Genomic DNA, 12,058 nt, shown 5'->3' with positions numbered 1-12,058 from the left:
CATCGCCGCGAGCCACGAACCTCGAGTTGCCGCCAACCCCAGCCCGCCTATGCGCTGAGGCAGGCAAGAGCACCCGCCGTCAAGACGGGATCACCCCAGAATTCAATGCAGCGTCGGCGCAGCACACACAAGCACAAGCTCGCGAGTCAGTTGTCCTGCAGGAAGCTCAGCACCCCTTCGGCCACATGAACACCAGAGGACATACAGGCCGTGAGCAGATAACCGCCCGTGGGAGCCTCCCAGTCCAGCATTTCTCCCGCACAGAAGACACCAGGCAGGGCGGCACACATCCCCCGTGCGTCCAGAGCCTCCAGACGAACTCCGCCTGCAGTGCTGATGGCCTCATCGATGGGGCGCGGTGCGATCACCGTCAAAGGCACCGCCTTGATCGTGGATGCCAGGCGTTTCATGTCCGCCATGCCATCCTTGCCGAGCACCTCATACAGCAAACCCGCCTTGATGCCATCAAGCCCCAAGCGCCCTTTGAGATGACTGCTGAGGCTGCGCGAGCCGCGCGGCCGCATCACCTCCTGCTGCACACGCTCCGCACTCCACTGCGGCAACAGATCCAGCTCGAAGCGCGCAGCGCCCTGGCGGGCAATGCAGTCCCGCAACAGGGAGGAGACAGCATAGATCAGGCTCCCCTCCAACCCGGTCTGCGTCGCAACAAATTCACCTTGACGCTCAAAGACGGCACCTTGCTCGTCCACAAACTTCAAAACCACCGATTTGAATGGCTGCCCGGCAAAGCGCTGAGCAAAGACCTCACTCCAGCCAGCTTCACGCCCTTGCTGCCAGCCCACATCAAAGCCGCAGTTGGCCGCCTGCAGCGGGGCAATGCCTACCCCCTTGTCCTGCAGCAACGAAACCCAAGCACCGTCCGAACCCAGCCGCGCCCAGCTGCCTCCGCCTGTTGCCAGCACCAAAGCCTTGCAGCCAATCTTGACTCTGGCATCCTCTGTCTGGAGAACCGGCTTGCCATCCTCTGCCCAGCCGATCCAGCGATGGCGCATATGAAACTGCACGCCCTGCGACTTCATCCGCACCAGCCAGGCACGCAGCAGCGGCGCAGCCTTCATGTCCGCAGGGAACACTCTTCCGGATGACCCCACAAAGGTATCGAAGCCCAGTTCTTTGACCCAGGCCTGAAGCTCGCTCGCACCCCACTTTTCGAGCCACGGAGTCAAATCTGCAGAGCGGCAGCCATAGCGGGTCACAAAGCTCGAAAACTCCTCGGAGTGCGTAAGGTTGAGACCGCCCTTGCCGGCCATGAGGAATTTGCGAGCCGCCGAGGCTTTCGCCTCGAACACCCTGACCGACAAGCCGGCCTTCGCCAATTGCTCGGCCGCCATCAAGCCTGCAGGCCCGGCACCGATCACAGCCACATCACAGACCCATTCGGAATCGGCCATCAAGGGCTCCGAGACACTCATACTTCTACCACCTCAATCTGCTGGCAGCCACCGGCCGCCAAAGGGTGCGCAGAATACCACCGACGGCATTTCTGCAATATTGCGGGCACTATTAGCGCGATAGCTGCAAACAACCAGCCACACACAGAGACGGGAGATGAGTTTCTGTCACAATCAACTCACTAGGCGATTAGACCGCCTACTTTTTTGATTCAAGAAAATCCAGGACTACAAATGGCCAGCGAATTGATCAAGCACATCACGGATGCAAGCTTTGAGTCTGACGTACTGCAACCCGGCACGACCGTGCTGGTGGATTACTGGGCTGAATGGTGCGGCCCTTGCAAGATGATCGCCCCCATCTTGGACGATGTGGCCGAAGGCTACAAAGGCAAGGTGCAGATCGCCAAGATGAATGTGGACGAAAACCGTGAGATCCCTGCCAAGTTCGGCATTCGCGGCATTCCCACGCTGATGTTGTTCAAGGACGGTCAGCTGGCCGCCACCAAGGTCGGCGCGCTGAACAAGACGCAACTGTCCGCCTTCCTCGACCAGCACATCTGATGCATTCCACAAACAGAGCTCCCAATGGAGCTCTGTTTGCTTCTGGGCACCCGCTCCCCCTTCATTTGCATCTGCTACAGACCCGGCACAGGCTGCAGATGACAAGTCCTCAATAAATTGCTTGCAAGCTGCGCCAGTTTTCCTGTCATAATGTATGAACCGCCGGCCACCGCATGGGACCGCGCTGGATTTTCTTCAGGCAAGCCTGCCCACTTTCACAGTGTTTCGTTAGGCTCTACGCCTCCCCCCCTGGTTATTCTCACTCCACGCTTGGAGTCATTTCATGCACCTTAATGAACTCAAGGCACTGCACGTGTCTGAAGTCTTGAAGCAGGCCGAAGCGCTTGAGATCGAAAACGTCGGTCGCATGCGCAAGCAGGAACTGATGTTCGCCATCATCAAAAAGCGCGCCAAGGCCGGTGAACAGGTCTTCGCCGACGGCGTGCTGGAAATCCTGCCCGATGGCTTCGGCTTCCTGCGTAGCCCCGATACCAGCTACACCGCCAGCACCGACGATATCTACATCTCGCCCAGCCAGGTGCGCCGCTTCAACCTGCACACCGGCGACATGATCGAAGGCGAAGTGCGCATCCCCAAGGACGGCGAGCGCTACTTTGCACTGACCAAGCTCGACAAGGTCAACGGCGGCCCACCCGAGCAAAACAAGCACAAGGTGCTGTTTGAGAATCTGACCCCTCTGTTCCCCAAGGAGCAGATGCGCCTTGAGCGCGACATCAAGGGCGAAGAAAACATCACCGGCCGCATCATCGACATCATCGCCCCCATCGGCCGCGGCCAGCGCGCGCTGATCGTGGCACCGCCCAAGAGCGGCAAGACCATGATGATGCAAAGCATTGCGCACGCCATCACCGCCAACCACCCCGATGTGCACCTGATGGTGCTGCTGGTGGACGAGCGCCCTGAAGAAGTGACGGAAATGCAGCGCTCGGTCAAGGGCGAAATCATTGCCTCCACCTTCGACGAGCCAGCTACCCGTCACGTGCACGTGGCCGAAATGGTGATCGAGCGCGCCAAGCGCCTGGTGGAGCTGGGCAAGGATGTGGTCATCCTGCTGGACTCCATCACCCGCCTGGCCCGCGCCTACAACAACGTCGTGCCCTCGTCGGGCAAGGTGCTGTCGGGCGGTGTGGACTCCAACGCACTGCAGCGCCCCAAGCGCTTCTTCGGCGCGGCCCGCAATGTGGAAGAAGGCGGCTCGCTGACCATCATCGCCACGGCACTGGTCGACACCGGCAGCCGCATGGACGAAGTGATCTTTGAAGAATTCAAGGGCACCGGCAACAGCGAACTGCACCTGAACCGTCGCCTGTACGAAAAGCGCGTGTTCCCAGCCATCGAACTCACCAAGAGCGGTACACGCCGCGAAGAGCTGCTGCTGGCTCCCGAGATTCTGCAAAAGACCCGCATCTTGCGCCAGTTCATGTACAACATGGACGAGATCGAGTCCATGGAGCTGATGATCAAGAACATGAAGGCGACCAAAAACAATGTCGAATTCTTCGACATGATGCGTCGCGGCGGCTAAGGCCTCTTCATGCATCGAAACAACAAAGCCCCGCCTCGCGGGGCTTTGTTGTTTCTGGCGCTTGACGCCATTAATTGACATAGCTCAAACTGCCTTGCAAGCCGCCCTTCAATACTAGGGATACACATCTATACAAATCTTGCGATAACCGGAAGCCAAAAGCTTTCAAGTCGCAGGTTCTGCATTCATGGCCCCTTCAGCAAATCGCACACCACCCTACAACACCACACCGATGCGCCTGCTGGCAGCCGCCACATTACTGACAGCGCTGGCAGCCTGCAGCCCGACGGTGCCGATTCTGCAGCCACAGGCCCAGGCCAGGCTACCGGACAAGTGGCCTCAGGAATGGACCAAAAAACAAGAGGGCGCTGCGCCAGCACATACGGCATCGATTGCCTGGCAAGACTTCTACCTTGACCGAAACCTGCAGGAGCTGATTGGCGCAGCTCTTGCCCACAATCAGGACCAGCGCCTCGCGTTGCTCCGTGTGCAGGAGGCCCAGGCCGCCTATGACATACAGAGTGCTGCGCGACTGCCGACGATCGGCCTGGGCAGCAGTCATGGCAGAGCACGTGTTCCCGCCGACCTCAACGCCAGCGGCCGCTCCGTCGTCGCCGGCGATCAGCAAGTGTTTGTCGGCCTCAACAGCTGGGAGCTCGATCTCTGGGGCCGTGTCAAAAGCCTCAGCGATGCCGCTTTAGGCAATTATCTGGCGCTGGATGCCACGCAGCATGCGGTTCAATCCAGTCTCGTCAAGCAGGTAGCGCTGAGCTATCTGGCTCTGCGCAGTCTGGATGAGCGCCTGGCCCTGACCCAGCGCACGATTGCCAGCCGCGAGGAATCGCTGCGCATCTTCAAGCGCCGCACCGAGGTGGGCTCCACTTCACGCTATGCGCTCACGCAGGTGCAGACTCTGGTTCACCAGGCCAAGGCTATAGGCACCCAGCTGGCACAGCAGCGCGCGCTGCAGGCCAATGCACTGCAGCAGCTCACGGGCATGGATGCAGACCGCTTGCCGCAAAGCAGCTCCACCGCAGTGATCCTGAAACCCATTCCCGAAGGCCTGCCGTCCGATCTGCTGACACAGCGCCCCGACATCATTGCCGCCGAGTACGGCCTGCAGGCCGCCAAGGCCAATGTATCTGCCGCGCGCGCTGCGTTTTTGCCTCGCATCGCCCTGACCGGCAGCTGGGGCACGGCCAGCGCGGAGCTCGACGGCCTGTTCAGAAGCGGCAGCCGTGCCTGGCAGTTTGCTCCCACGATTTCGCTGCCGATCTTTGACGGCGGCCAGCGCCAGGCCAACCTGAATCTGCAGGCCGTGCGACAGAACATGGCGGTCGTCCAGTACGAAAAAACCATAGAGACAGCAATGCGCGAAGTGCTGGACGCACTGTCCAGCCGCACCATGCTCGAGCAGCAACTCGTGGTGCTGACCGATCAGCGCGCAGCACTCAAGGAACGCGCCCGACTGGCGAGGCTGCGCTATGACCAGGGAGCCTCGCCCTATCTCGATGTGCTGGATGCCGAACGCGACCTGCTGAGCGCCGAGCAGCAACTGGTTCAGGGCCGCGAGGCCCTGCTGTCCACCCAGGTCGCTCTGTATGCCGCTTTGGGTGGAGGCTACTTTGCTCAAGGCCAGAGCAGCGCTCCCACCCCTGCCGCCCTCCAACCTTGACCAGCGAATCCATGTCCATGAACAAGAAATTGACCATCGCCGCGCTCATCGTTGCCGCCGCCGCCCTGGGCGCCTATGGCTGGCAGCAATGGCGCAGCGCACAGGCATCCGAAGGCTTGGTCAGCGGCAACGGCCGCATCGAAGCCACCGAAATCGACGTCGCCACCAAATACGCCGGCCGCATCGCTGAAATCCTGGTGCAGGAAGGCGAGTTCGTGAAAGCCGGTCAGCCACTGGCGCGCATGCAGATCGAAAGCCTGCAGGCTCAGCAGCGTGAAGCCATAGCCGGTCGTGAGCGCGCCTCTCATGCGGTGACCTCGGCTCGCGCCGAAATCGCGCTGCGCGAAAGCCAGTACGCCGCCACCATGGCCACCGTCGCCCAGCGCGAAGCCGAGCTGGATGCGGCGCTGCGCCGCGTCAAGCGCTCCGAGACACTGGCACGCGAAGGTGCTTCGTCGGAGCAGGAGCTGGACGACGACCGGGCGCGTGTGCGTGGCGCCCAGGCCGCGCTCAAGGCCGCCCAGGCCCAGGCCACGGCCGCCAAGGCAGCGATCGACGCGGCCAAGGCCCAGACCATTGGTGCGGAATCGGCGGTGACGGCCGCCGCCGCCACCGTCCAGCGCATCGATGCCGATGTGAAGGACAGCGAACTCACCGCCCCGCGCGATGGCCGCGTGCAATACCGGCTGGCCCAGCCCGGCGAGGTGATCGGCGCCGGCGGCAAGGTGCTGAACATGGTGGATGTCTCGGATGTCTACATCAGCTTCTTCCTGCCCGAGACCGTGGCTGGCCGAGTGGCCCTTGGCACCGAGGTGCGCATCGTGCTGGATGCGGCTCCGCAATATGTGATCCCGGCTCAGGTGTCCTTTGTCGCCAGCACCGCCCAGTTCACGCCCAAGACCGTGGAAACGGCCAGCGAAAGACAGAAGCTGATGTTCCGCGTCAAGGCACGTATTGCACCGGATCTGCTGCAAAAGCACCTGACTCAAGTCAAGACAGGCCTGCCCGGCGTAGCCTGGATCAAGCTCGATAAAGAGCGCCAATGGCCGGCCAAGCTGGAGCTGCGCACCGGCGACGCTTCGGCCTCGTGAACGTTGCGACCCCATTTGCCATGACCCAGCATGTAGCCACCTTGCGCGATGTGACGCTCGCCTACGGCAAGACGCAGGCGCTGCGCGGACTGAGCCTGGAGATTCCTGCAGGCATCATGGTCGGCCTGATCGGCCCTGACGGCGTGGGCAAGTCAAGCCTGTTGTCTTTGATTGCCGGCGCGCGCGCCCTGCAGGGCGGCGAGATACAGGTGCTTGGCGGCGACATGGGCAGCAAAAAGCACCGCGATGCCGTCTGCCCCCGCATTGCCTACATGCCTCAGGGCCTGGGCAAGAACCTCTACCCCACGCTGTCGGTGGAAGAGAATCTGCAGTTCTTCGGGCGCCTTTTCGGTCATGACGCGGCCGAGCGCCGGGCGCGCATCGACGATCTGACCCAAAGCACCGGACTGCAGAAATTCCTCTCCCGCCCAGCCGGCAAGCTCTCGGGCGGCATGAAGCAGAAGCTGGCGCTGTGCTGCGCCCTCATCCACGACCCCGACCTGCTGATTCTGGACGAGCCCACGACCGGCGTGGACCCGCTGGCGCGCGCGCAGTTCTGGGATCTGATCAACCGCATCCGCAGCCAGCGCCCGCAGATGAGCGTGATCGTGGCCACGGCCTATATGGACGAGGCCCAGCGCTTTGACTGGCTGGCGGCCATGGATGACGGCCTGATTCTGGCCACCGGCACCCCCGCCGAGCTGCTGGCGCGCACCGGCATGCCGGCGCTGGAGGCTGCCTTCATCGCCCTGCTGCCCGAGGAGAAAAAGCGCGGCCATGCCGCCGTGGTGATCCCGCCGCTGCAGACCAGCGATGACGACATCGCCATCGAGGCGCGTGATCTCACCATGCGCTTTGGCGACTTTGTGGCCGTGGACCATGTGAATTTCCGCATTCGTCGCGGCGAGATCTTCGGCTTTCTGGGCTCCAACGGCTGCGGCAAATCGACCACCATGAAGATGCTGACCGGGCTGCTGCCCGCCAGCGAGGGCGATGCCTGGCTGTTTGGCAAGAAGATCGATCCGCATGATGTGGCCACGCGCCGGCGCGTGGGCTATATGTCGCAGGCCTTCTCGCTCTACGGCGAGCTGACCGTGCTGCAGAACCTGGTGCTGCACGCCGAACTCTTCCACGTGGATCCGGCCGAGATCCCCGCGCGGGTCGAGGAGATGCTCACCCGCTTCGGGCTCACAGAAGTGCGCGAGACGCTGCCCGGCAATATCCCGCTGGGCATGCGCCAGCGCCTGTCGCTGGCCGTGGCCATGGTGCACAAGCCGGAGCTGCTGATTCTCGACGAGCCCACCTCGGGCGTGGACCCCGTGGCGCGCGACCAGTTCTGGCGCTTGCTGATCGAGCTCTCGCGCCGCGACCGGGTGACGATCTTCATCTCCACGCACTTCATGAACGAGGCCGAGCGCTGCGACCGCATGTCCATGATGCATGCGGGCAAGGTGCTGGACAGCGACCGGCCCGCAGCCCTGACCGCCAAGCGCGGCGCGGCCACACTGGAGGAGGCCTTCATCGGCTATCTGGTGGAGGCCTCGGGCGAGGCAGCGCCCGTACTTGATATCAAAAAAGAAGCTACTACCGCTGACTCAGCCTTATCCTCAGCATCAAAAGTATCTGATACCAATACAGATAAAGCGCAGCAAGCTCCTGTTTCAGAAGCACACAAAGGCCCTGGCTTCAGCCTGCAACGCTTGTGGAGCTATCTGTGGCGCGAGTCGCTGGAGCTGCAGCGCGATCCCGTGCGCGCCACGCTGGCTCTGGTGGGCTCGCTGGTGCTGATGGTGGTGATCGGCTTCGGCATCAGCATGGACGTCGAAGACCTGAAGTTTGCCGTGCTCGACCGCGATCAGAGCACCATCAGCCAGAACTATGTGAACAATCTCGCAGGCTCGCGCTATTTCATTGAAATGCGCCCCATCCAGGACTACGCGGACCTGGACCGGCGCATGAAGAGCGGCGAGCTGGCGCTGGCCATCGAGATACCGCCCGGCTTTGGCCGTGACGTGCTGCGCGGCTCGAAGGTCGCCGTGGGAGCCTGGTTCGACGGCGCCATGCCCCAGCGCGGCGAGACCGTCAAAGGCTATGTCCAGGCCATGCACCAGCTGTGGCTGGTGCAGCAGGCGCGCGAGCGACTGGGCGTGCAGCTTTCCAGCCAGGTCAGCCTGGAAACCCGCTTTCGCTACAACCCCGATGTGAAAAGCCTGCCCGCCATGGTGCCGGCCGTGATTCCGCTGCTGCTGATGATGCTGCCCGCCATGCTCACGGCCCTGGCCGTGGTGCGGGAAAAGGAGCTGGGCTCCATCGTGAATCTGTACGTCACTCCTGTGACCCGCATCGAGTTTCTGCTGGGCAAGCAGCTGCCTTATGTGGTGCTGGCCATGCTGAACTTCTTTCTGATGTGTGCCATGGCGGTATTCGTGTTCGGCGTGCCCATGACCGGCAGCTTCCCCCTGCTCGTCATAGCCGCCCTGCTCTTCAGCGTCATTGCCACGGGCATGGGACTGCTGGCCTCTGCCGTCACCAGCAGCCAGATTGCCGCCATGTTCTTTGCCATGCTGGGCACGCTGATTCCAGCCACGCAGTTCTCGGGGCTGACCGATCCGGTGTCCTCGCTCGAAGGCGCCGGTCGCTGGATTGGCGAGATCTACCCGGCCACGTATATGTTCGCCATCAGCCGTGGCGTCTTCAACAAGGCGCTGGGCCTGCACGATCTGGCGCCTACCTTGGTGCCGCTGCTGATTGCCGTTCCCGTGATCATGGGCGTGGCCATCTGGGCTCTGCCCAAGCAGGAGAAGTGAAGATGCCCCCCCTGAGCTGCTGCGCAGCTTCCCCCTCTCTCGCTGCGCGGGAGGGGGCATGCGGGCAACCGACGACAGCCTCGCTACGGGGCGGCCCTTGCTCGCTGTCCTGGCGGTTGGCCAGCGCCAATTTCAGCAACAGCCCCTCGTTTTCGTCATGGAGAAACACCATGTGGCATAGCCTGAAAAATATCTGGCGCCTGGGCGTCAAGGAGTTGTGGAGCCTGTGGCGCGATCCGGTGATGCTGGTGCTCATCGTCTACACCTTCACGGCCTCGGTGTACACCGCGGCCACGGCCATGCCCGATACGCTGCACAAGGCGCCGATTGCCATCGTCGACGAAGACCAGTCGCCACTGTCCGCACGCATCACCTCGGCTTTCTACCCACCTCAGTTCATGCCGCCGCAGATGGTGGATTTCAGCCATGTGGATCCCGGGCTGGATGCAGGTGACTTCACCTTCTCGCTGACCATTCCTCCCAACTTCCAGCGCGATGTGCTGGCCGGCAAAAAGGCCGAGCTGCAGCTGAATGTGGATGCCACCCGCATGAGCCAGGCGTTCTCCGGCAGCGGATATGTGCAGCAGATCGTGCTGGCCGAAGTCAACGAGTTCGTGCAGCGTCACCGGGGAGGCAGCGCACTGCCCGTGGACCTGGAGCTGCGCGCCCGCTTCAACCCCGGACTGAACAAGCTCTGGTTCGGCGGGCTGATGCAGATCATCAACAACGTCACCATGCTCTCCATCATCCTCACGGGCGCGGCGCTGATCCGCGAACGCGAGCATGGCACCATCGAGCATCTGCTGGTCATGCCCGTGACGCCTACCGAGATCATGCTGGCCAAGGTCTGGTCCATGGGCGCCGTGGTGCTGCTGGCGGCAGGCGTCTCGCTCAATCTGGTCGTGCGCGGCGCGCTCAAGGTGCCCATCGAAGGCAGTCTGCTGCTGTTCATGGCAGGCTCGGCCCTGTGCCTGTTCGCCACTACGGCCATGGGCATCTTTCTGGCCACGGTGGCGCGCAGCATGCCGCAGTTCGGCCTGCTGATGGTGTTGACGCTGCTGCCGCTGCAATTGCTGTCCGGCGGCATGACACCCCGCGAATCCATGCCCCAGCTGGTGCAGGATGTGATGCTGTTCGCCCCCACCACGCATTTTGTGGAGCTGGGTCAGGCGATTCTGTATCGCGGCGCCGGCATAGAAACCGTATGGAAGCCTTTTCTGTGGCTGGCGGGAATCGGCGCCGTGCTGTTCTGGCTGTCGCTGATGCGGTTCAGAAAAACCTTGTCGAGCATGGCCTGAGTTCTGGCCGGGCACCACGGCAACCATGGCGGGCGTATCGCCTGTTTCTGCTGAAAGTCTTTTTCCTTCCAACTTCAAGGCCTCGACCCATGCCATTCACCATTGAAGAACGCCAATCACTGCTCGCCCTCAAGGGCGTGGGCCCGACGGTACTGAGCCGGCTGGAATCCCTGGGCTACGGCTCATTTGCGCAGTTGCGTCAGGCCAACGCCCTGGACATTGTCGCCAAGGCCTCGGCCCTCACAGGCTCCAGCTGCTGGAAGAACAGCCCTCAGGCACGCGCGGCCATCCAGGCGAGCATCGATGCGGCCAGGCAGCATCCGGCGCAAGAGAGCGAAGCCATTCGGTAAGATTCGCAACCGCCCAGCGTCTGCTCTGGGCCGCCATGAATATCCACATGGCGCCTTCAAGCCCGGCCGCCACTCGATGCGCGTCAAAAAGACTATGAGTGCGCGAGAAGCCGCACCGTATCGCGGGCGGCCACCCACTCCTCATTCGTGGGCTCAACTCCCACCAGTACCCGGCTGTCTGCAGATGAAATGACCGGTGCATGGGCTGCATTGGCCTGGTCATCCAGCCCCAGGCCCAGCCATGCCAGATCGGCGCAGACGCGGCCGCGAATCTCTTCGCTGTGCTCGCCAATGCCCGCCGTGAACACCAGCATGTCCAGCCCGCCCAGCGCAGCGACCAGAGAGCCGATCTCGCGCACGATGCGGCGCACAAAGAGGTCCAGCGCGATGCGCGCCCGCTCGCCAGCCTCACCTGAATCCCGGACATGGCGCAGGATCACGCGCGGCTCGGACGAGATGCCCGAGACGCCCAGCAGCCCCGAGTCGTGATAGAGCAGATGCCCCACCTCCTGAAGCGTCAGCTTCTCGATCTCCATCAGATAGAGCACGGCCCCCGGGTCCAGCGCCCCTGTACGGGTGCCCATCATCAATCCGTCCAGGGCCGAGAAGCCCATGGTGGTCGCCATGCTTTGCAGCTGGTGCATGCCGCACAGGCTGGCGCCGCTGCCCAGATGGGCGACGATGGTGCGGCCCCTGGCCCTGTCGCCATGACGCTCGGCCAGCGCGGTTGCCATATAGGCATACGAGAGCCCGTGAAAGCCATAGCGGCGCACGCCGCGCTGCCACCATTCGTAGGGCAGTGGCAGGATCTGCTCCACCTTGGGCAGGCTGTGATGAAAGCCTGTATCGAAGCAGGCAATCTGCACGATGTCGGGGCGCTCGCGCAACAGGATCTCGATGGCCTCCAGCGCAAACGGCTGATGCAGCGGTGCCAGCGGCACATAGCTGCGCAAGTCTCTCAACACGCCTGCATCGATGCGGGTGGACTCGAAATATTTGCTGCCGCCATGCACCACCCGATGGGCGATCGCCGCCACGGGCCGGCCCTCGAGCCGGGCCGTGATGCGCTCGCGGATGATGCGCAGCGCATCGCGATACGGATGCTCTGCACCCAGCTCGATGGCAAAGGGCTGGACGCCGGTTTCGCCGAAGTAGGGAGCGGGCCCGCCAATGCCCTGCACCTTGCCGTTCCACAGGGGTTTGCGCGGCAGGGGACTGGCGGCCTCGAAGACGGCGAACTTGATGCTCGACGAGCCGCAGTTCAGGACGATGATGACGGAATTGCTCATGTCAGTGCCTTTGTCTGCCGACAGAG

General features: G+C 62.7%; 9 protein-coding genes. 7 read left to right on the top strand and 2 right to left on the bottom strand.

Annotation, left to right across the window (positions count from 1 at the left end; translation table 11 throughout):
- Positions 1-146: 146 nt before the first annotated feature.
- Positions 147-1,433 (bottom strand): TIGR03862 family flavoprotein, encoded by a 1,287-nt coding sequence (locus tag DFO48_RS20230; protein ID WP_114864572.1) that lies wholly within the window; start codon positions 1,431-1,433, stop codon positions 147-149.
- A 213-nt stretch (positions 1,434-1,646) separates the two neighbouring features.
- On the opposite strand from DFO48_RS20230, the gene trxA reads away from it, so the two are divergent.
- The 7 genes from trxA (at position 1,647) to DFO48_RS20195 (ending at position 10,743) form a co-directional block, all read left to right on the top strand.
- On the top strand, positions 1,647-1,976 hold the full coding sequence (gene trxA / locus DFO48_RS20225; protein WP_003053480.1) for a thioredoxin TrxA: 330 nt from the start codon (positions 1,647-1,649) through the stop codon (positions 1,974-1,976).
- A 283-nt stretch (positions 1,977-2,259) separates the two neighbouring features.
- A complete protein-coding gene (gene rho, locus DFO48_RS20220; protein ID WP_003053478.1) occupies positions 2,260-3,522 on the top strand; it encodes a transcription termination factor Rho in 1,263 nt (420 codons plus the stop codon).
- Positions 3,523-3,754: 232 nt separating this feature from the next.
- Positions 3,755-5,197: an efflux transporter outer membrane subunit gene (locus DFO48_RS20215; protein ID WP_114864571.1), complete on the top strand. Its 1,443-nt coding sequence runs from the start codon at positions 3,755-3,757 to the stop codon at positions 5,195-5,197.
- An 11-nt stretch (positions 5,198-5,208) separates the two neighbouring features.
- Positions 5,209-6,288, top strand: coding sequence for an HlyD family secretion protein (locus DFO48_RS20210; RefSeq protein WP_114864591.1), 1,080 nt, complete (start codon positions 5,209-5,211; stop codon positions 6,286-6,288).
- A gap of 20 nt (positions 6,289-6,308) precedes the next feature.
- Complete coding sequence (rbbA, locus tag DFO48_RS20205) at positions 6,309-9,095, top strand: ribosome-associated ATPase/putative transporter RbbA (RefSeq protein ID WP_147282764.1); 2,787 nt, start codon at positions 6,309-6,311, stop codon at positions 9,093-9,095.
- Positions 9,096-9,265: 170 nt separating this feature from the next.
- A complete protein-coding gene (locus DFO48_RS20200; protein ID WP_046462517.1) occupies positions 9,266-10,393 on the top strand; it encodes an ABC transporter permease in 1,128 nt (375 codons plus the stop codon).
- Between the two features lie 89 nt (positions 10,394-10,482).
- Entirely contained in the window at positions 10,483-10,743 is a 261-nt protein-coding gene (locus DFO48_RS20195; RefSeq protein WP_046462518.1) for a Pathogenicity locus, read from the top strand.
- A 92-nt stretch (positions 10,744-10,835) separates the two neighbouring features.
- Here DFO48_RS20195 and DFO48_RS20190 read toward each other — a convergent pair whose 3' ends face one another.
- Positions 10,836-12,032, bottom strand: a complete 1,197-nt coding sequence (locus DFO48_RS20190; RefSeq protein WP_114864590.1) for an acetate/propionate family kinase — start codon at positions 12,030-12,032, stop codon at positions 10,836-10,838.
- Between the last annotated feature and the right edge of the window lie 26 nt (positions 12,033-12,058).

Source organism: Comamonas sp. AG1104 (assembly GCF_003350425.1).
Lineage (GTDB): Bacteria > Pseudomonadota > Gammaproteobacteria > Burkholderiales > Burkholderiaceae_C > Comamonas > Comamonas testosteroni.
This window is presented reverse-complemented; position numbering and strand designations above follow the sequence as displayed.